Source organism: Azospirillum sp. TSH20 (assembly GCF_003115935.1).
In the GTDB taxonomy this organism is placed as follows: Bacteria; Pseudomonadota; Alphaproteobacteria; order Azospirillales; family Azospirillaceae; genus Azospirillum.
This window is the reverse complement of the sequence record NZ_LGQU01000112.1, coordinates 53932-74006: the sequence shown is the minus strand read 5'-3', so window position 1 is coordinate 74006 and position 20075 is coordinate 53932. Positions and strand designations below refer to the sequence as shown.

Sequence of the window (20075 nt, the reverse complement as noted above, 5' to 3'; positions counted from 1 at the left end):
TCATGGCGGGTGCTCGGTCGGGGCCGAGCTTTTCACCCCGCATGCGGGGTGAAAAGCTCAACCAGCGCTAAGGTGACCCAATGAGCGGCCGAACCGAGCGATACGACATGGACAGCCTGATCATCCCCGCCACCGGACGCACGCCGGGCGTCTTTTTCGATTTCTCCGTCGGCCATTTACGCATGACCGGAGAATCGTACCCGGACGACGTCGCCGGTTTCTTCGGTCCGGTGTTCAACGCATTGCGCGGCTTTCTCGACCGTCCGGACGGCGGCGCCATCCGTTTCGACATGGAGCTTCTCTATTTCAACAGCTCCAGCGCCAAGGCGCTGATGAACATCTTCCAGATGCTGGAGACGGTGGCCCGGGGCGGGCGGGCGGTGACGGTAACCTGGTGCGTCGAGGAAAATGACGAATCGATGCGCGAACTCGGCGAGGACTTCGCCGAGGATTTGCGGCATGTCGTCTTCCAGATGCGGGAGTTGCCCGCCGGCCGGGCCCCGTGAGCTTCAACCTCTTCGCCGCGGAGGAGGAGGCGCTCGCCAAGGCCCGCGCGCTGGAGACGAGGCTGGGCGCGCTGGCGCCCGATTGCCTGCCGGAGTTCCGCGACCTCATCGCCGCCTTCGAACTCAGCACGCGGGAGCAGCAGCGCCTCGTGCGGGTCAGCGACCGGCTGCAGGCCCAGTTGAGCGACGCCAACCACGAGTTGGAGCGGCGGCGCAGCGAGGCGGAGGCGGCGCTGGACAGGCTGCGCGAGGCGCAGGAGGCGATGATCCGGTCGGAAAAACTGGCCTCCCTCGGTGCGCTGGTCGCCGGTGTGGCCCACGAGATCAACACGCCGGTCGGCATCGCCGTTTCCTGCGCCTCGCATCTGGCCGACGCCACCCTGGTGATGCGCCGGCGGGCCGCCGAAGGCGAGCTTGGCAAGGCGGAGTTCGCCCGCTATCTCGCCACCGCGACCGACACCACCGACCTGATCCTCGGCAATTGCGAACGGGCGGCGCAGTTGATCGCCGGCTTCAAGCAGGTTGCGGTCGACCGTGCCAGTGCCGAACGGCGCCGTGTCAACCTCGCCGCCTACATCCGGGAGACGCTGGTCAGCCTGCAGCCGAAGCTGCGGCCATCGGGCCATGCGGTCGCGGTGAACTGCCCGGCCGACCTGGAACTGGACAGCTATCCCGGCGTGCTGTCGCAGATCCTGTCCAATCTGGTGATGAACGCGCTGACCCATGCGTTCGCCGACGGACGGGCAGGGGACATGACGATCACGGTCGACTGTCCCGATCCCGACACCGTCCGCCTGTGCTTCACCGACAATGGGCGCGGCATGATCGAGGAGCATCGCGCCAGAGTGTTCGAGCCCTTCTTCACCACCCGGCGCGGTCGCGGCGGCAGCGGGCTGGGGCTGCACATCGTCCACAATCTGGTGGTCGGTGCGCTGATGGGTTCGATCACCGTGGACAGCGCGCCGGATCGCGGCACCAGCTTCACCCTGCTGTTCCCCCGCCGCACGCCCGATCGGGCGTCGCCGGGCCAGGGCTTTCCGGACTGACTCACCCCTGCGCGGCGCCCACCACCCGGATCGGCGCGGAGAAGACATAGCCGACCCCGTGCACCGACTTGAGCGGGGCCGGGCCGCCGATGGCGCCCTCCACCTTGTGGCGCAGGCGCCCGACGACGGTGTCGATGGAGCGGTCTTCCGGGTTCCAGCGGCGGTTGTAGAGCGCCTGCGAGATCTGGTCGCGCGTCGCCGGCTTGCGGGCCTGTGCGGCCAGCAGGCTGGTCAGCTTCATCTCCATGCTGGTCAGGCTGATGCGGATTCCGGCTGGGTTGGTCAGGCTCCATTCCGTGGGGTCCAGCGACCAGCGCGCCTCGTCGGCAGAATCGCCGGCCTCGCCGCCTGCGGTCCCGTTGGCGGCCTGGATCGCAGTTTCCGCGGCGCGCTCGCTCAGGCGGCGCAGCAGCGATTTCACCTGCGCTTCCAGTTCGCGAAGCTCGACCGGCTTCACCAGATAGGCGTCGGCGCCGATCTCCAGCCCGACCACGCGGTCGACGGTGGAACTGCGGGCGGTCACCATGATGATGCCGGCGCCATGGCTGTCGCGCAGCCGGGCCGCGATCTTGAACCCGTCCTCGTCCGGCAGGTTCACGTCCAGGATGATGATGGCGGCGTTGCGGTTCCGCAGCAGCCGGTCCAGTTCCGCCCCATCGCGTGCGCCGATTGCATCGAATCCGCAGCTCGACAGATACTCGACCATGTCGGACCGCAGGGAATTCTCATCTTCGACCACGACGATCGTCGGACCTGCCATGCCGTGCTCTCCCCAATCACCACTTCAGCGGGTGTAGCATACCCTAGGATGCCTAAATTTTGAAAGAAACTCGGCAGGCTTCTGCCGTTCGCGACGGGTTGCCGTCACAACCTGTCACAAAAAATAGCATCTCTGTAACAGATTTGAGGGAGGGGGTCAGGAGTTTTACGCAGCGTAGCGGCTGGATCCGGCGCCGGAAACGGCGGCTGCGTCGGTCAGCCGCACGCGGAAGCCGAACAGGGTGATGTCGTCCCGCTGCTCGCGGTTGCCCTGGAACCGGTCCAACGAGCTTTCCAGGTCGGACTTCAGCCGGTCGAGCGGTCCATCGCCGCCCTGGCTCAGCAGTTGGCGCAGCCTGCTCCGGCCGAAACTGCGCCCATGCTCACCGCCATTCTGGTCCACCAGCCCATCGGTGCCGATGAGGAAGGTCTGGCCGGGGCGCAGTGCGATGCTGTGGTTGGTGAAGGGCGACTCGGAAGTACCTGGGGCAGTGCCCGGGGCGTCTTCGGGGGCCGGCCCGCTCGCGGTGGGGCGATAGCCCAGGCTCAGGCGATCGCCGCGCAGCTCCGTCACCTCGCCGCCGGTCACCATCAGCAGCGGAACGCGGGCGCCGGCGAAGACCAGCCGTCCATCGGCCGGACGGATGTGGCACAGCCCCAGGTCAAGACCATTGTCGAAGCAGTCCATCCCGCTGCGCGCCTTCCCCTCCTGGTGCAGGGCGGCGCGGACCTTGCGGTCGACCGCGGCCAGCACCGCCGCCGGATCGTCCGCACCCATCTGGTCCAGCGCATTGTTCAGCATCGCGCTGGCGGTCATCGTCATGAAGGCGCCGGGCACGCCATGGCCTGTGCAGTCGGCCACCGCGACGACGAAGCCGTCCGCCACCTCGCGGCAGACATAGAAATCGCCGCTGACCACATCGCGCGGGCGCCACAGCACGAAATGCTCGGTCAGCCCGGCCGACAGCGCATCGGTCGACGGCAGGATGGCGGACTGGATCAGCTGGGCGTAATTGATGCTGTCCATGATGGCGCGGTTGGTGGCGGCCAGCGCCTCCGTCCGTTCGCGGACCCGACTTTCCAGGGTGCTGGTATGGTCCTGCACCGTCGCCGCCATCCGGTTGAAGCCGTCGGCCAGCACGCCGATCTCGTCGCTCCGCCCGGCGTCCATGCGGGCGCCATAATCGCCGCGCGCCATGGCGCTGGCCAGTTGGGTCAGCCGCCGCAGCGGCCGCAGCACCATGCGGTTCAGCGTCAGCCCCAGCGCCGCCATCGCACCCAGCAGCGACAGCAGCAGCAGCCCGGCCACCGGAAGCAGCGCGTTCAACGTCGCCTGCCGCACCTCGGCCGTCGAATAGACGATGCGCAGATGCCCGACCGTCTGCACCCGTCCCTCGCGCCCATGCAGGACGATGGGGCGCTCGACCGTGATTCGACCGGCGCCGTCCCCGATGTCTCCCGACGAGGTGCGTGCCAGCGGTTCCTCGCGGTCGCTCTCGAAGACGGCGATGGAGCGGATGGCCGGATCGCGGACGGTCAGCGCCTCGATCATGCGCTCGGCGCTGCGGTTGTCGAGTTCCCACACCGGGCCGCTCAGCGCGTCGGCCTGGGTGGCGGCGACCAGTTCCGCCCGGTGCAGCAGATCCTGGTGGCGCTGCCCCTCGACGATCTGCTCGGACAGCAGCATGACGGCGGCACCGATGCTCGCCGTCGTCAGCAGGATGGCCCCGGCCACCCGCGCCAGCAGGGAGGATCGCCGCCTCACGCGATGATTCCGCTGCGCCGCCACAGGGTCTCCAGCCGTCCGTCCGCCTCCAGCCGGTCCAGCAGCGCATCGAGCCAGCCGGCGGTGATCTTGCGGTCGCGCCGCGTCAGGATGGTGTGCTCGTAAATCTGGTCGGTGCGCTCGGACACCAGGACCTGCCGGGCCAAGTCCGGCTCGCGCTGCAGGAAGCGGGTCAGGAAGGAGCGGGTGACGATGGCGAGGTCGGCCCGGCCGGCGACGACGCTGCGGACATTGCCCTCGTGCGTCACCGTGACACGGGTGTGATGGCGCTGTTCCAGCCGCTTGGGATCGGCCTCGAAGTCAGCGAAGGCGTAGTGATAGCCCAGCCGCCCGAGAATCGACTTGCCGCTCAGGTCGTCGAAATAATGCTGGTCTATTCCCGGCGCTGCCCTGGCGACGAACACCTCCGCATCGCGAAGGAAAGAGCGGGAGGCATCGACCGGACGATCCTGCCAGCCCCAGTTGCGGCACTCAAAGGCGATCATGTCGAACCGCCCCTGTTCCAGATCGTCATAGCGCCGCTGCGGAGCGGTCCTCACCATGTCGAACCGGAATTCATCCTGCGCGGCGTTGAACAGGTCCAGCAGGTCGCGCGTGACGCCGCCGCCCGATTCGTCGACATAGGGCGGAAATTCATAGGCGCCGACTCGGATGACAGTGGGGGTCTGGTGCGCCGCCGCCGGCCGGGAGACCAGGAAGGGCAGGGCGGAAAGAAGAGGCAGCGCGGTCCTTAAAACCCTGCGGCGGGATAGCGGCCCCGTCATCGCGCCCCTCTCCTGTAACCCCTATTCGCGTAAGGGTCAGTCTACCCCCGTATGCACCCATGCCGCAATGCGGGACATTCCCCTATCAGGGCAGCACCCCGGATAGTGCCGGACTGTCCGTGCCCGGCCTCAGGCCGCCTCGGTGGCGCGCTCCTGCTCGCGATCGGCCAGTTCGGCGATCTCGTGGCCGCTCAGGGTCTCACGCTCCAGCAGGGCCTGGGCGATCCCGTCCAGCGCGTCGCGGTTGGTGCGCAGCAGGCGGCGGGCATGCTCCATGCCTTCGTCGGTGAGGCGGCGGACCTCCTCGTCGATGCGCCAGGCCGTCCGTTCCGACCGCGCACCCGGTTCCGCCGCCGCATGGGCGACAAAGCCGATCTCCTCGCTCATGCCCCAGGCGGTGACCATGCGGCGGGCCAGATCGGTGGCGGCGCGGAAGTCGGCCTCGGCCCCGGTGGTGACGTGTTCGGGACCGAAAGCCATCTCCTCCGCCGCGCGGCCGGCCATGGCGACGGCGATGTCGGCCATCAGCTTGGCGCGCGAAACCGAGACCCGGTCGCCCTCCGGCAGCCGCACCACCATGCCCAGCGCGCCGCCGCGCGGGATGATGGTGGCCTTGTGGATCGGGTCGGCCTGCGGGCAGCGCAAGGACACCAGCGCGTGGCCGGCTTCATGCACCGCGATCAGCCGCCGCTCGTGCGCCGTCAGGGCGAGGCTGCGGCGTTCCGTTCCCATCAGAACGCGGTCCTTGGCGGCCTCATAGTCCGCCATGGTGACGACGACCCGGCCCTGGCGTGCCGCCGACAGCGCCGCCTCGTTGGTGAGGTTGGCGAGTTCCGCGCCGGAGAAGCCCGGCGTGCCGCGCGCCACGGTCCGCGCGCAGACGTCGGGGGCCAGCGTCAAACGGCCGGCATGGACGCCCAGGATGGCCTCCCGCCCTGCCACGTCGGGCAGGCTGACATGGATATGGCGGTCGAAGCGGCCGGGGCGCAGCACGGCGGGGTCCAGCATCTCCGACCGGTTGGTGGCGGCGATCACCACCACCTCGCCACCTTCGACGATGCCGTCCATCTCCACCAGAAGCTGGTTCAGCGTCTGCTCGCGCTCGGAATGGCTGGTCGATTCGCCGCGTTTGCCGGCCAGCGCGTCGATCTCGTCGATGAACAGGATGCAGGGGGCATTGGCGCGGGCGGTCTTGAAAAGGCTGCGCACGCGCGCCGCGCCCAGACCGACGAACATCTCGACGAAATCCGACCCCGAAGCGGCGAAGAACGGTACGCCGGCCTCGCCCGCCGCCGCCTTCGCCAGCATGGTCTTGCCGGTGCCGGGCGGACCGACCAGCAGGATGCCCTTCGGCACGCGGGCGCCGGCCATGGCGAAGCGGCGCGGGTCCTTCAGGAACTGCACCGTCTCGCGCAGCTCCTCCTTCGCCTCGTCGACGCCGGCCACGTCGGCGAACACCGTGTTGGTGTCCTCCGGCCGCACGCGGGTGGCGCGGCCCATGCCGAAGAACTGCCCGCCGCTCATCAGCAGCCCGCCGATCAGCAGGGCCACCACCACGAAGGGCGCGGCGCGGTCCAGCACGCCCACCGTCTGCGCCATCAGCCCGCCGGGCCCCTCTTCGAAGGAAATGGCGACCGTGTGGGCGCGCAGTTCCTTCAACAGATCGTCGGTGACCGGCATGACCACGCGGTAGCGGCTGCCGTCGGCGGCGACCGCATGGCCGGTGCCGTTGGCGAAGGTGATGGAGCTGATCTCCCCACGGCCCGCCTGCTCGATCAGCGCGCTGTAAGTGGCCGGCCGCTCGTCCGCCCGCTGGTGGTGATCGTACCAGGCGGCGAAACCGAGCCACGCGGCGAGCAGGGCGGCCAGGACGGCAAGTGCGATCAACGGGCGTTTCGGCAGCGTGGGCATATCGGCTCCGCGAAGGAAAAAGGGCTGGCTTTCGATCTATGCCATTGATGGAAGCATTGATGCTGGACGGCGGGCCGCCGCGGCAACCGATAAGGGCCCGCGTCCCTTCTTTGACACCGTAAGCGGTGCGTTTGCGGAATGGCTCCTTTCGGATTCCACGGAGATCTCAAGCGGTTGCCGATAGGCTTCAGTTCGGACAGTATGGCATTCCAACCAAAACGCATCTCCCGCCGAACCGCACCGCCAAAAAGATAAGGACCATACCGACATGGCCGAGGCCGCCGCGGCGCCCGCCCTCCAGCTGGAAGGCGTGACCTGCACCTTTCCCTCACCCGACGGCCGGGGACGTTCCTACACCGCCGTACAGGGCGCCAGCTTCACCGTCGCCGATGGGGAGTTCGTGTCGATCGTCGGTCCGACCGGCAGCGGCAAATCGACGATGCTCAACGTCGCCGCCGGCCTGCTGAAGCCCAGCGAGGGCCGCGCGCTGTCCTTTGGGCAGCCGGTGACCGGCATCAATCCCAAGGCCGGCTACATGTTCCAGGCAGAGGCGCTGATGCCGTGGAAATCGGCGCTCGACAATGTCGCCGCCGGACTGGAATTCCGCGGCGTCTCGAAGTCCGAAGCGCGGGACCGCGCGGGGCCCTGGCTGTCCCGCGTCGGGCTGGAGGGATTCGGCGACCGTTTCCCGCACCAGCTGTCGGGCGGCATGCGCAAGCGCGTCGCGCTGGCCCAGACGCTGATCGTCGATCCCAAGATCATCCTGATGGACGAACCCTTCTCGGCGCTCGACGTCCAGACCCGCCAGATGATGGAGAACGAGCTGCTCGACCTGTGGGCGGCGGACCGCAAGTCGGTGGTCTTCATCACTCACGACCTGGAGGAAGCGATCGCCATGTCCGACCGGGTGCTGGTGTTGTCCGCCGGGCCGGGGGCGCGGCTGATCGGCGAATACCGCATCGATCTGGACCGTCCGCGCGACGTGGCGGAAATCCGCATGACTCCGCGCTTCCTAGCATTGCACCAGGAAATCTGGTCGCAGCTGCGCGACGAGGTGCTGAAGGGCTACGCCCAGACCAAGCTGCGGTGACGAATATGAGATCCCACGCCAAACGCCTGCCCAGCCGTCCGGTCATCCTGCTGCTTCAGTTGGGCGTCCTGATCGCCTTCTTCCTGATCTGGCATGTCCTGACCGACACCAAGATCCTCAGCCCCTTCTTCTTCGGCACTCCGGGAGCGGTGCTGGCCCGCACCTGGGCCGATTTCGCCTCGGGCGTCATCTGGTACCATCTCGGCATCACGCTGCTGGAAACGGCGCTGGCCTTCGTCATCGGCACGGTGGCGGGCATCGCCTTCGGCTTCTGGTTTGCCCGCGCGCCGTTGGTCTCCATCGTCTTCGACCCCTACATCAAGGCAGCCAACGCGCTGCCCCGCGTGGTGCTGGCGCCGATCTTCGCGCTGTGGCTCGGGCTCGGCATCTGGTCGAAGGTGGCGCTGGGGGTGACGCTGGTCTTCTTCATCGTCTTCTTCAACGTCTATCAGGGCGTGAAGGAGGTCAGCCCGGTGGTCCTGGCCAACGCCCGCATGCTGGGCGCCAGCTCCCGCGACCTGTTCCGCCACGTCTATCTGCCCTCGGCCCTGTCCTGGGTCTTCTCCTCGCTGCACACCGCCGTCGGCTTTGCCATGGTCGGTGCGGTGGTGGGCGAGTATCTGGGCTCCGCCGCCGGGCTGGGCTACCGCATCCATCAGGCGGAGGGCGTGTTCGACACCGTCGGCGTCTTCTCCGGCATGCTGGTGCTGACGATCTTCGTCGTCCTGATCGATACCGCCGTCACCATGATCGAAAAACGGCTTCTGCACTGGCGCCCGCAGGATACCAGCGGCGGGCAGCACTGAAATCCCACAGGGAAATTCAAAAAGGGAGGAAACCAATGAAATTCAAATCGCTGATCGCGGCCGCTGCGGTCGCCCTGTCCATGGGAACATTGGCGTTGGGAACCGCCGGACTGGCCGCGGCGCAGGACAAGCTCGAGAAGACCGACATCAAGATCGCGGTCGGCGGCAAACCGCTGCTCTATTACCTGCCGCTGACGCTGGCCGAGCGGCTGGGCTACTTCAAGGATGCCGGACTGAATGTCGAGATCAGCGACTTCGGCGGCGGCGCCAAGAGCCTGCAGGCCCTGATCGGCGGCTCGGCCGACGTCGTCACCGGCGCCTACGACCACACCATCCAGATGCAGGCCAAGGGCCAGCCCATCGTCGCGGTGACGCAGCTCGGCCGCTATCCGGGCATCGTGCTGGCCGCCGTCAACAAGGCCGGCACCGTCAAGTCGGTGAAGGACCTGAAGGGCAAGAAGGTCGGCGTGACCGCCCCCGGCTCCTCCACCAACTTCATGCTGAACTATGTCCTGACCTCTCTGGGCATGAAGCCGGAGGACGTGTCGGTCATCGGCGTCGGCGGCGGCCCCAGCGCCATCGCCGCGATCAAGCGCGGTGAGATCGACGCCATCGTCAACCTCGACCCGGTCATCAGCCAGGCCGAGGCCGATGGCGACATCACCGTGCTGGCCGACACCCGGACCGCCAAGGGCACCATGGAGGTCTATGGCGGCCCCTATCCGGCCGCCGTGCTCTACGCCAAGCCGGACTTCGTGAAGGAGAACCCGAAGACCACCCAGGCGCTGACCGACGTCTTCGTCCGCACCATGCTGTGGCTGAACAAGGCCAGCACGGAGGATGTGCTGAAGGTGCTGCCGCCGGAGTATTTCCTTGGCAACAAGGACCTCTACGCCCAGGCCTTCGAGCATTCCAAGCCGACCTATTCGCCCGATGGTCGCTTCACCCAGGACGGCGCCGAAGCCGCGCTGAAGGTGCTGAAGGCCTTCGATCCGGCGGTGGCATCCGCCAACATCGACCTGTCCAAGACCTACACCAACCAGTATGTCGAGGACGCCCTGAAGCGCCTGCAGAAGTGAGCCTGCCGACCGCTTGAGAATATCCATGGAAAAGGGCGCGGCAGGATGTCGCGCCCTTTTTCTATGCTGCGCCGCCAGCCCGACCGGACGAAAGCGAACGGCTCAAGGAGCGGGACCCCCTCACTCCGGCGGCACTTCGCGCGGCTTGCGGTCCTCGCCGATGGCGACATAGGTGAACACGCCCTCCGTCACCTTGATCGGGTCGGAGCCGGAGCGTTCGCGCCGCACCCAAGTCTCGATGCGGACGCGCAGCGAGGTACGGCCGACCTTCTCGATCCGGGCGAAGCAGCTGACCTCATCGCCGACGAAGACCGGCTTGTGGAAGGTCATCGCCTCGATCCCGACCGTGGCGACGCGGCCATGGCTGCGCCGCACCGCCACCGTCCCGCCGGCCAAATCCATCTGCGCCAGCAGCCAGCCGCCGAAGATGTCGCCGTTCGGATTGGTGTCCGCCGGCATCGCGATGGCCCGCAGGGCAGGGCCATTGTCGAAGTCGTATGTGTCCGCTGCGCTCATGCTTCCTCCGGCGTCACGAAAAATTCCTGCCCCAAAGCCTGTGGCACCGCACTATAAACGGCCCAGGACGCGCTTGCGCACCCCTGACGAAATTCCTATCATCCCGTCATGAGCGATCTTTTCGAGAACACGGCCCCCAAGGCCGACAGCTATTCCGCCCAGGACATCGAGGTTCTGGAGGGGCTGGAGCCTGTCCGGCGCCGACCGGGCATGTATATCGGCGGCACCGACGACCGTGCGCTGCACCATCTGGTGGCCGAGGTCCTGGACAACGCCATGGACGAGGCGGTGGCCGGTCATGCCAGCCGGATCGACCTGGAGCTGACCGCCGACTACACGGTGATGGTCCGCGACAACGGGCGCGGCATCCCCATCGACGACCACCCGAAATATCCGGGCAAGTCGGCGCTGGAGGTCATCATGACCACGCTGCACTCCGGCGGCAAATTCTCCAATAAGGTCTACCAGACCTCGGGCGGCCTGCACGGCGTCGGCCTGTCGGTGGTGAACGCCCTGTCGGACCGGCTGACCGTTGAAATCGCCCGCGAAAAGCAGCTCTACGTTCAGGAATACAGCCGCGGCCTGCCACAGGGGCCGCTGGCCCATCGCGGCAACGTCAACCGGCGCGGCACCACCATCCGCTTCCACGCCGACCCGGAAATCTTCGGCGAGACCGCTCACTTTGAACCGCACCGGCTGTACCGGCTGGCGCGCTCCAAGGCCTATCTCTTCCGCGGCGTCGAAATCCGCTGGAGCTGCGATCCGACCCTGCTGTCGGTCGACGCCACCACGCCCGCTTCGGAGACCCTGCATTTCCCCGGCGGGCTTCAGGATTACCTGAACGCCGCGCTGAAGGACCGCAAGACGCTGACGCGGGCGCCCTTCGCCGGCGCGCTCGACTTCCCCAACGGCCAGGGCCGGGTGGAGTGGGCGGTTGCGTGGCCCGACGATGACGAGGGCTTCTCGCACACCTACTGCAACACCGTGCCGACCCCGCAGGGCGGCACGCACGAGGCTGGCCTGCGCACCGCGCTGACCCGCGGCCTGAAGGCCTATGGCGAGCTGACGAACAACAAGCGCGCCGGACAGGTCACCGCCGACGACGTGATGGGCGACGCCTGCGTCCTGCTGTCGGTCTTCATCCGCGAGCCGCATTTCCAGGGCCAGACCAAGGAAAAGCTGGTGACGGCGGAGGCGCAGCGCCTCGTCGAGACCGCGGTGAAGGACCATTTCGACCATTGGCTCTCCGGCGACCCGCAGAGCGCCAACGGCCTGCTGGAACGCCTGATCGAGAAGGCCGAGGAGCGGGCGCGCCGCAAGCAGTCCAAGGAAATGACGCGCAAGTCGGCCACCCGCCGCCTGCGCCTGCCCGGCAAGCTGGCCGACTGCTCGCGCAACTCCCCGGAGGGCACCGAGCTGTTCCTGGTGGAGGGCGACTCGGCCGGCGGCTCCGCCAAGCAGGCGCGCCAGCGCGAGACTCAGGCCATCCTGCCGCTGCGCGGCAAGATCCTGAACGTCGCCAGCGCGTCGGTCGACAAGATGAAGGCCAATCAGGAGCTGAACGACCTGACCCAGGCGCTCGGCTGCGGCATCGGCAAGGACTTCTCGACCGACAAGCTGCGCTATGAGCGGGTCATCATCATGACCGACGCCGATGTCGACGGCGCCCACATCGCGTCGCTGCTGATGACCTTCTTCTACCGCGAAATGCCGGGCCTGATTCAGGAGGGCCACCTCTACCTCGCCCTGCCGCCGCTCTACCGTCTCAGCCACGGCAACAAGCAGGTCTACGCCCGCGACGACGCCCACAAGGACGAGCTGCTGTCGAAGATGTTCAAGGGCAAGAAGCCCGACATCAGCCGCTTCAAGGGCCTGGGCGAGATGATGCCGGCCCAGCTGCGCGACACGACGATGGATCCGTCCAAGCGCTCCCTCCTGCGCGTGGTCGTGCCCAATGCCGCGGATCCGGAGGAAAAGCCGGAATGCGAGCGTACCCGATCGCTGGTGGAAGACCTGATGGGCAAGCGGCCGGAACTGCGCTTCAAGTTCATCCAGGACAACGCGAAGTTCGTGAAGGCCGACGACATCGACGTGTGATGGCGGCGGCCTGAGGCGCAGAGGCGCGAGATCGGCGGAGGCATTGTGGAGCTGTCGAGGAACCTGCTGGAGCGGGCGTTCGAGCTGATGGGTGACCTTGCCGCACAGGACGGCAAGGTCATCGACATCGCGGTTTACGGCGGATCGTGCCTTTTGCTTGCCGGCAACATCCGCGACGTGACGCGAGACGTCGACGCGGTTTTTCTCAGCGAACGCAGCCGCGGTTACCAGTTGGCCGATGCTGTCGGGCGCCGTCTCGGCCTACCCGACGACTGGCTCAATCAGGCGGTGAAGAACGTCGCTCCGCCGAAGGGCAATCCTCAGCCGAACCTGCTTCCGTTCGGGGAGTTTCCCAAACAGGGGCCGGTCGGTCTTCGCGTCTACCTGCCGACCCCGGAATACATGTTGGCGATGAAGTTGCTTGCCAGCAGGCTTGACGATCCCGAAGGTCTGGCCGGGACAGGCGGGACCTCTATTTTCTGATGGATGTCACGGGCTTGGCAACGCCAGAGCAGTTGGCCGAACTCGTGACGCTCTGCTATCCGCAGGTTCCCGGAATAAATGCGCGCATCGCCGCCAAGATCGAGGATATCGTTCAAGGTTACGCCGACCGGGGGTGCGAGAATGACCGACAACCTGAACCGCCGTCCTGGAACGCTGGGCGCGGCCATCCGACGTTATAAATCCGGACAGCAAACCTTCTCGGTGGCGTTGGGCGAATTCCTCGACGAATTCTACATGGACCGCGACGAGGCCAGCCGGTATGCCCGGGTCCAGGAGTCGCCGGAACTGCTCGGCGACGACGTCTTCGATGCCTATGCCGGAGCGGTGGGCGAACATCTGGTGCGCCGCTGGCATCTCGGCAAGCCGCCGGACTGGACCGAGGATCCCTGCCGCTTCCTTCGCCGCCCGTGGTTTCCGCCTGGGGTGCAGGCGGAAAAGCCGATCCTGCTGGTCGAAAGCCCGATGGCGTTCCGCCGCCGGATGCTGTTTGTCGAAGCCGAGCCTTTGCGGCGGGCGCGGATGCCGCATGACGACCGCTGGCGTGCGTATGAATACCTTAGAACCGGCATGATGCCGGACGGCGACGGCCAGCTCTGAAGGTCGGATGGAAATTCCCAAATTCGTTTCGCCGTTTTGGGGAATGCGTCCCCTGGGCTATCATTCGCGATGCCGCCAATCCGGGAGACCGTCTCGCGGACCACGGCTCGACCCGCAGGAGGCGCATGCCCCCCTTGACCCATTCCGGCGCTGACATTCCGGCCGATCCCATCCCGCCCGAGATGGTCGCCGACGCGTTGTCGGCGTTGACCCCATTCGTCACCGACCTGTTCGTCCCCCGCTACCGGCCCTGCGAGGTCGGGCGCTGGCGGTTGCAGGTGGCGCCGATCCTGCTCAGTGCCGGCTACTGGAGCCCGGCGCTTATGACGACCGATATGGCTGCCCTGCTGCGGCGCGAGGCGGACGGCGAGTATCGCTGCTGGATGTCGATGACGCCGATGGAGATCGAAAGCCAGGAGATCGGCGTCCGCGCCGCCACCGGCCATACGGTGGTGATGGGCATGGGCATGGGCTGGGCGGCGGTGAACGCGGCCCTGCGGCCGGAGGTGACGCGGGTCACGGTGGTCGAACTGGATCCCGACGTGATCGAAGTGAACCAGCGCGTCGGCCTGTTCGACCAGCTTCCGGCCGACGCCCTGGCCAAGATTTCCATCGTCAACGCCGATGCGCTGGAATACCGCACCGACGAGCCGGCCGACACGCTGATGACCGATATCTGGCTGCCGATCAACGGCGACGAGCGGATGGAGCAGTCCCGGATCATGGCGCGCAACACCGGCGCCCGGCGGGTCTATGTCTGGGGCCAGGAACTCGTCATCGCCCGCCGCGCCCGCGCACTCGGGCTGGAATTGACCGACGAGACCGTGGCGCGGATCGTCGCCGAATTCGATCTTCCGCTGATCGGGCCGGAGCTTCCCGGCTATCCCGCTCTGATCGCCCGGGCTGCGGATAAATGGCTGAAGGACGTGTGACGCTCAGGCCACGCACCGGGCTGACCCTCTCGTCCGGTGCGGCGCCGCTCCCCATATCGGGGGCAGAGACACCAACGGACGATCACATCATGCGCATGCTCCCGCCGCTCGCCGCCCTCCTGCTGGGCGCTTCGACTCTCGCCGCCTGCACCAACGAGCGGGTGGTGGCGAGCGAGCCGGCTCCCGCCTACACGCTCAGCGAAGTCGCCTACGCAGCGGGCAACCGAGACCTGCGGGTGGTGCTGCACGGCGATCCCTTCGGTCTGCCGCCGGAGCGCTTCGCGGAGAAGGTGCTGCCGCACATGCAGAACCGCGTGATGGGCGTGAAGACCAATTTGACCACCACGCCCAACGATACGGCGCGGCGCGACTACAAGGTGGTGCTGGCCTTCAACGTGGCGGAAAACACGCTGAACTCGGAGCTTTGCACGAACGGCCCGATCCGGACCTCGCCGCCGGGCGGGGCCATCGTCGTGCAGGGGGCGTTCTGCCGGTCGGGTGCCGCGCTGACCTCCGCCACCGGCTGGCTCGACCGGCCGCAGGGGCCGGACGATCCGGATTTCCGCAGCCTGATCAGCGACATGACCTTCTCGCTGTTCCCCAGCCCGCGGGCGGACCTGTTCTGCAACGGGCCCAATTGCTGAGCAGACTCAATCCCACAGCAGCCAGTCGCGCATCAGCGCGGTGACCGCCTGCGGCTGCTCCATCGCCGACAGATGGCCGCAGTCTTCGATCAGCACCAGCCGGGCGCCGGGGATGGCGTCCGCCATCTCCTCGTGCAGGGCCGGCGGCGTCAGGATGTCCTGGCGCCCGCAGATCACCAGAGTCGGGCAGCGGATGGCCGCCAGCCCGAGCCGGCTGTCCACCCGGTTGATGATCGCCTCCTGCTCCCGCGCATAGCCATCGACGCCCACGCGCTCCATCTGCGCCAGGACAGAACGGACCAATCCGTCATCGGCCAATCGGTCCGGGTGGATCAGGCGGGGCAGGGCGGCACGGATCACCTGCCCATAGCGCCCCTGCCGGGCGAGTGCCACCGCCTCCCGCCGGGTTGCCGTCGCCTCTGTCGTGTCGGGTCGGGCGTTGGTGTCGAGCAGGGCCAGCCGCACCACCCGGTCCGGCGCGCGGCGCAGGATCTCCAGCGCGACATAGCCGCCCATCGACAGGCCGGCGACGGCAAAGCGTTCCGGCGCCTGGGCCAGCACCTTGTCGGCCATCGCCGCGATGCTGGGGCAATCCGCCAGTTCGACCACCTGCGGGGTGGCGATGTCGCCGAGGTGCCGGACCTGATGGTCCCACAGCGCCGCGTCCAGCGGCATGCCGGGCAGCAGGATCAGGGCAGGGCGGCTGGTGGGATTCGAGGACATGCGGCTTCTCCTGCGCTCACTTCACCAGTGCGCTGACGACCTTGAAGACCGGCGTGCCGGCCCGTTCCATCCACTCGAACAGCACCATCTCGGTGGTGACGATGGTCACGCCGGCGGCACGCATCCGCTCCACCGCCATGGCATGGTTGGCGGGGGTGCGCGACGACGCCGCGTCGGCGACCAGATAGACCGCGTGGCCCTGCTGGCGCAGCCCCAACGCGGTCTGCATCACGCAGACATGCGCCTCCGTGCCGCACAGCACGATCTGCGGGCGATTCAACGCTTCGACCGCCGCATTGAAGGCCGGCTCGCCGGTGCTGCCGAAGGTGATCTTCTCGATCACCGGCGTGCCTTCCGGCAGGTGGGCGCGCACCGCGTCCACCGTCGGCCCCAGGCCGCGCGGATATTGCTCGGTGACCAGCACAGGCACCGACAGGGCGGCGGCCCCCTTCAGCAGCATCGCGGCGTTGCGGACGACGCGCTCGGAGTCGTGGATGGCCGGCAGCAGCCGTTCCTGCACATCCACCACCACCAGCACCGATTCCTGGGCACGAAGAATCATCAAATGCTCTCGACCGTTCCATTTGAAGCGGACAGCCCCCGATCGGGGCGCCGGCAAGCGCCGCGACTCGCGGTACTGCCGGACGACAACCTAGCGCAGAGCGCCGAATTCGCCAACGCAGTGTGTTTTCGCGCCAATTTTCGGTTTCGGAACATCGGATCTATTGACATGCAGCTTTGACTTCCTATTCTTCGGCCTCATCCAGGCATCGGGCGTCGAACGCTCGATTTCCGCACTCCAGAACAGAAACAGGTTGGATGCTTTTTTCGGAACTTGGGCTTGGCCCTGACGTCCTGCGCGCCATCGAGGACAAGGGTTACACCCAACCGACGCCCATTCAGGAACAGGCAATTCCCTGTGTCCTGCAACGCCGCGACGTGCTGGGCTGCGCGCAGACGGGCACCGGCAAAACGGCGAGCTTCACCTTGCCCATGATCGACATCCTGGCGTCGGGCCGTGCCCGCGCGCGGATGCCGCGGTCTCTGATCCTGGAGCCGACGCGCGAGCTGGCAGCCCAGGTGTCGGAAAGCTTCGAGACCTACGGCAAGTACCACAAGCTCAGCATGGCGCTGCTGATCGGCGGCGAGACCTTCACCGAACAGGTGAAGAAGCTCGACCGTGGCGTGGATGTGCTGATCGCGACTCCGGGTCGTCTCATCGACCTGTTCGAGCGCGGCAACATCATGCTGAACGACATCAAGGTCTTCGTCATCGACGAGGCCGACCGCATGCTCGACATGGGCTTCATCCCGGACATCGAGCGCATCGTCAGCAAGCTGCCGAAGAACCGCCAGACCCTGTTCTTCTCGGCGACGATGCCGCCGGAAATCCGTCGTCTGGCCGATGCCTTCCTGACCCAGCCGATGGAGATCAGCGTCGCTCCGCCCGCCTCGCCGGCGGAGACGGTGACCCAGGCGATGGTGCTGGTCCATGACATGGACAAGCGCAAGGCGCTGCGCCATCTGCTGCAGACCGAGGACGTCAAGAACGCCTTCATCTTCTGCAACCGCAAGCGCGACATCGCCGTCCTGCAGAAGTCGCTGGAGCGCCACGGCTTCAATGTCGGCGCGCTGCACGGCGACATGGTGCAGTCGAAGCGCACCGAGACGCTGGAGCGGTTCAAGCAGGGCGAGATTTCGCTGCTGGTCTGCTCCGACGTCGCCGCCCGCGGCATCGACGTCCAGGGTCTCAGCCACGTCTTCAATTTCGACGTTCCGCTGACCCCCGACGACTATGTCCACCGGATCGGCCGCACCGGCCGTGCCGGCAAGCAGGGCAGGGCCTTCATGCTGGCCACGCCGGACGACACGAAACTTGTCGGCGCAATCACGCGCCTCATCAAGCGGGAGATTCCCATGATCGCCATCGACGGCCTGGAGACGGCCGAGTTCGGCGAGGAAGACGGCAGCTCCCGCGGTCGTGGCCGTGGCCGTGGCGGCCGTGGTGCCAAGCCGGACAGCCGCTCGGAAGCCCGTCCGCCCCGCGGCGGCCGTGAAGAGCGCGCCCCGCGTGAGGAGGCCGCCGCCCCCCGCGACGAGCGTCCGGTCCGTGAAGAGCGTCCCGTCCGCGAGGAGCGCCCTGTGCGCGAAGACCGTCCGGTTCGTGAGGAGCGCCAGCCCCGCGAATCGCTGGCCGCCGCCGAAACCCGCCGCAGCAACGAGCCGCGCCGCGACCGTGATCGCGGCGACCGCCGCCGCCGCCGCGACGACGATGACGACGACGTGCCGGTGATCGGTTTCGGCGATCACATGCCGGCCTTCATGCTGCGCTCGGCCCGCCCGCGTCCGTCCAGCGAAGCCTCGACCGAGGAGGGCTGAGCCCGTGCAGACCATCTTCGTCATGGTCAAGTGCGATCTCGGTCGCGCCTATGAAGTCGCCGATCAGGCGGTGCAGCTGATCGAACAGGTGTCGGAGGTGCATTCCATCTCCGGCCAGTATGATCTGCTGATGAAATGCTACCTGAAGCAGGACGACGACATCGGCCGCTTTGTGACGGAGCATGTGCAGACGCTTCCCGGCGTCCGCGACACCTTCACGCTGATTGCCTACAAGGCGTTCGCGTAAGAGCAGTGACTTCCGACGAAAAAAAGGCCGGGCGTGGAGCCCGGCCTTTTTTCATGGAGTTCGGTTACTTGCCCGGCCCGCATCCCGGCCCCACCCCCGGATCGCCGGCAAAGCTCCCGTCGTCCACCTGCTTGTCCGCGCCGTAATCCGGATTGATCCCCGCGGCCAGCGCCGCCAGCCGGTGGGCGGTCGCCACATGCGCCTCGCGCTCGACCGCGCGGTAATGGTCGATCACCTGTTCTCCGAACCCGGTCAGCACCGTGCCGCCGCCATGCTTGCCGCCGACCGCGGCGCTCACAACCGGCTCGCGGAAGATGCGGTTCAGGTCGTCCACCAGCAGCCACGCCCGCCGGTAGGACATGCCCAGAGCCCGCCCGGCGGCAGAGATGGAGCCAGTCTCGCGGATCCGCTCCAGCAGAGCGATCTTGCCGGGACCGATCGAGCCGCCGGTCTCGAAATCGATGCGGATCCGCATGCGGGTCATGGCGGCCGGCTCCCCGGTCAGCGTCCGGCCGTTTCCAGCCCGTCGCCGCTCCAGGCGCCGGTCCGGAAGAAGCCGTCGATCCGTTCGCACCACGGGTCGATGTCAAACCCGTTCGCCTGCAGCCAATCGCGGTTGAAGTAGGTTCCCATATAGCGGTCGCCGGGATCGCAGATCAGCGTGGCGACGCTGCCCTGCCGGCCCTCGCGCATCATTTCGGCGATCAACTCGATGGAGCCCACCAGATTGGTGCCGGTGGAGCCGCCGCAGGCGCGGCCCAGCCGCTCGCGCAGCACCCAGACGGCGGCGATGCTGGCGGCATCGGGCACGCGGATCATCCGGTCGATCACCGTCGGCTGGAAGGACGGCTCCACCGACGGCCGCCCGATGCCCTCGATGCCGGACCCCCGTCCGACGCTGGCCTTCGGGTCGTTGTCGCGGAATCCGGCGAAGAAGGCGGAATGCTCCGGATCGGCGACGCACACCCGCGTCGGCAGCCGGCGATAGCGCACATAGCGCCCGAAGGTGGCCGAGGTGCCGCCGGTGCCGGCGCCGCAGACGATCCAGTCCGGTACCGGATGCGGTTCCTGCGCCAGCTGTTCGAAGATCGACTGGGCGATGTTGTTGTTGCCGCGCCAGTCGGTGGCGCGCTCCGCATAGGTGAACTGGTCCATGAAATGGCCGTCGCAATCGCGGGCCAGCCGCTGTGCCTCGGCACAGACCTCCGACGCGCGCTCCACCATATGGCAGCGGCCGCCATAGAACTCGATCTGCGCGATCTTGGCCGGCGAGGTGTTGCGCGGCACCACGGCGACGAAGGGCAGCTCCAGCAGCTGGGCGAAATAGGCTTCCGACACCGCCGTCGATCCCGACGACGCCTCGATCACGGTCGTGCCCTCGCGCACCCAGCCGTTGCAGATGGCGTAGAGGAACAGCGACCGCGCCAGCCGGTGCTTCAGGCTGCCGGTGGGGTGTGTCGATTCGTCCTTCAGGTACAGCGTGATCCCCTGCGCCGCCGGGACCGGCAGCCGCAGCAGGTGGGTGTCGGCGGAGCGGTTCACGTCCGCCTCGAGTCGGCGCAGCGCCTCGTCGAGCCAGCCCCGGCGGGCGGAGGTGGGGGTGGTCTGAGCGGGGGAGGGGGCGGTCATGGAGTCCTGTCCGACAATTCGCTGACCCCATCCATAGCGCGGAATTTTACCGAATGCATC

21 protein-coding genes are annotated in these 20075 nt (G+C 67.3%); 12 read left to right on the top strand and 9 right to left on the bottom strand.

The window, feature by feature from the left end; translation table 11 throughout:
- Positions 1 to 80 precede the first annotated feature (80 nt).
- Positions 81 to 506: a DUF1987 domain-containing protein gene (locus tag TSH20_RS27695; RefSeq protein WP_348770458.1), complete on the top strand. Its 426-nt coding sequence runs from the start codon at positions 81 to 83 to the stop codon at positions 504 to 506.
- A complete protein-coding gene (locus TSH20_RS27690; protein WP_109155527.1) occupies positions 503 to 1552 on the top strand; it encodes a HAMP domain-containing sensor histidine kinase in 1050 nt (349 codons plus the stop codon). The genes TSH20_RS27695 and TSH20_RS27690 overlap by 4 nt, the downstream gene beginning before the upstream one ends.
- Position 1553: 1 nt before the next feature.
- Here TSH20_RS27690 and TSH20_RS27685 read toward each other — a convergent pair whose 3' ends face one another.
- The 4 genes from TSH20_RS27685 to ftsH all read right to left on the bottom strand — a co-directional run bounded on the left by TSH20_RS27685 (position 1554) and on the right by ftsH (position 6772).
- The gene (locus tag TSH20_RS27685; RefSeq protein ID WP_109155528.1) at positions 1554 to 2312 is read right to left on the bottom strand and encodes a response regulator transcription factor; all 759 of its coding nucleotides are present in this window, start codon (positions 2310 to 2312) and stop codon (positions 1554 to 1556) included.
- Between the two features lie 165 nt (positions 2313 to 2477).
- Positions 2478 to 4076 (bottom strand): SpoIIE family protein phosphatase, encoded by a 1599-nt coding sequence (locus tag TSH20_RS27680; RefSeq protein WP_247871103.1) that lies wholly within the window; start codon positions 4074 to 4076, stop codon positions 2478 to 2480.
- Positions 4073 to 4861 carry a transporter substrate-binding domain-containing protein gene (locus tag TSH20_RS27675; RefSeq protein ID WP_109155530.1) on the bottom strand — a complete coding sequence of 263 codons (789 nt, stop codon included), beginning with the start codon at positions 4859 to 4861 and terminating at the stop codon, positions 4073 to 4075. Before TSH20_RS27675 ends, TSH20_RS27680 begins: the two co-directional genes overlap by 4 nt.
- A 129-nt stretch (positions 4862 to 4990) precedes the next feature.
- Positions 4991 to 6772, bottom strand: coding sequence for an ATP-dependent zinc metalloprotease FtsH (ftsH, locus tag TSH20_RS27670; RefSeq protein WP_109151416.1), 1782 nt, complete (start codon positions 6770 to 6772; stop codon positions 4991 to 4993).
- Between the two features lie 268 nt (positions 6773 to 7040).
- Here ftsH and TSH20_RS27665 point away from each other — a divergent pair, with 268 nt between their 5' ends.
- From TSH20_RS27665 to TSH20_RS27655, 3 genes are read left to right on the top strand one after another with little or no spacing between them, the layout of a single operon-like run.
- Positions 7041 to 7862 carry an ABC transporter ATP-binding protein gene (locus TSH20_RS27665; protein WP_109155531.1) on the top strand — a complete coding sequence of 274 codons (822 nt, stop codon included), beginning with the start codon at positions 7041 to 7043 and terminating at the stop codon, positions 7860 to 7862.
- 5 nt (positions 7863 to 7867) lie between these two features.
- Entirely contained in the window at positions 7868 to 8668 is an 801-nt protein-coding gene (locus TSH20_RS27660; protein WP_109155532.1) for an ABC transporter permease, read from the top strand.
- A gap of 35 nt (positions 8669 to 8703) precedes the next feature.
- Complete coding sequence (locus TSH20_RS27655) at positions 8704 to 9747, top strand: ABC transporter substrate-binding protein (protein ID WP_109155533.1); 1044 nt, start codon at positions 8704 to 8706, stop codon at positions 9745 to 9747.
- Between the two features lie 120 nt (positions 9748 to 9867).
- Here the strand turns inward: TSH20_RS27655 and TSH20_RS27650 are convergent, their stop codons facing one another.
- Positions 9868 to 10263: an acyl-CoA thioesterase gene (locus tag TSH20_RS27650; RefSeq protein ID WP_085089201.1), complete on the bottom strand. Its 396-nt coding sequence runs from the start codon at positions 10261 to 10263 to the stop codon at positions 9868 to 9870.
- A gap of 108 nt (positions 10264 to 10371) precedes the next feature.
- Here TSH20_RS27650 and parE point away from each other — a divergent pair, with 108 nt between their 5' ends.
- The 5 genes from parE to TSH20_RS27625 all read left to right on the top strand — a co-directional run bounded on the left by parE (position 10372) and on the right by TSH20_RS27625 (position 15037).
- Entirely contained in the window at positions 10372 to 12360 is a 1989-nt protein-coding gene (parE, locus tag TSH20_RS27645) for a DNA topoisomerase IV subunit B (protein WP_109155534.1), read from the top strand.
- Between the two features lie 45 nt (positions 12361 to 12405).
- Positions 12406 to 12843 carry a hypothetical protein gene (locus TSH20_RS27640; RefSeq protein ID WP_109155535.1) on the top strand — a complete coding sequence of 146 codons (438 nt, stop codon included), beginning with the start codon at positions 12406 to 12408 and terminating at the stop codon, positions 12841 to 12843.
- Between the two features lie 141 nt (positions 12844 to 12984).
- Entirely contained in the window at positions 12985 to 13461 is a 477-nt protein-coding gene (locus TSH20_RS27635; RefSeq protein ID WP_109155536.1) for a hypothetical protein, read from the top strand.
- Positions 13462 to 13586: 125 nt separating this feature from the next.
- The gene (locus TSH20_RS27630; protein ID WP_247871104.1) at positions 13587 to 14393 is read left to right on the top strand and encodes a hypothetical protein; all 807 of its coding nucleotides are present in this window, start codon (positions 13587 to 13589) and stop codon (positions 14391 to 14393) included.
- An 89-nt stretch (positions 14394 to 14482) separates the two neighbouring features.
- A complete protein-coding gene (locus TSH20_RS27625) occupies positions 14483 to 15037 on the top strand; it encodes a hypothetical protein (RefSeq protein WP_109155591.1) in 555 nt (184 codons plus the stop codon).
- A 6-nt stretch (positions 15038 to 15043) separates the two neighbouring features.
- Here the strand turns inward: TSH20_RS27625 and TSH20_RS27620 are convergent, their stop codons facing one another.
- Together TSH20_RS27620 and TSH20_RS27615 are read right to left on the bottom strand one after the other, a co-directional pair.
- The gene (locus TSH20_RS27620) at positions 15044 to 15760 is read right to left on the bottom strand and encodes an alpha/beta fold hydrolase (RefSeq protein ID WP_109155537.1); all 717 of its coding nucleotides are present in this window, start codon (positions 15758 to 15760) and stop codon (positions 15044 to 15046) included.
- Between the two features lie 16 nt (positions 15761 to 15776).
- Positions 15777 to 16322: a hydrolase gene (locus TSH20_RS27615; RefSeq protein ID WP_109155538.1), complete on the bottom strand. Its 546-nt coding sequence runs from the start codon at positions 16320 to 16322 to the stop codon at positions 15777 to 15779.
- A 257-nt stretch (positions 16323 to 16579) separates the two neighbouring features.
- Here TSH20_RS27615 and TSH20_RS27610 point away from each other — a divergent pair, with 257 nt between their 5' ends.
- Positions 16580 to 18139 (top strand): DEAD/DEAH box helicase, encoded by a 1560-nt coding sequence (locus TSH20_RS27610; protein ID WP_109155539.1) that lies wholly within the window; start codon positions 16580 to 16582, stop codon positions 18137 to 18139.
- A gap of 4 nt (positions 18140 to 18143) precedes the next feature.
- Complete coding sequence (locus TSH20_RS27605; RefSeq protein ID WP_085089209.1) at positions 18144 to 18386, top strand: Lrp/AsnC ligand binding domain-containing protein; 243 nt, start codon at positions 18144 to 18146, stop codon at positions 18384 to 18386.
- 64 nt (positions 18387 to 18450) lie between these two features.
- On the opposite strand, the gene TSH20_RS27600 is transcribed toward TSH20_RS27605, so the two are convergent.
- Both TSH20_RS27600 and TSH20_RS27595 read right to left on the bottom strand, forming a co-directional pair.
- Positions 18451 to 18870, bottom strand: a complete 420-nt coding sequence (locus tag TSH20_RS27600; protein ID WP_109155540.1) for a winged helix-turn-helix domain-containing protein — start codon at positions 18868 to 18870, stop codon at positions 18451 to 18453.
- A gap of 17 nt (positions 18871 to 18887) precedes the next feature.
- Entirely contained in the window at positions 18888 to 20015 is a 1128-nt protein-coding gene (locus TSH20_RS27595) for a PLP-dependent cysteine synthase family protein (protein ID WP_109155541.1), read from the bottom strand.
- Positions 20016 to 20075 lie beyond the last annotated feature (60 nt).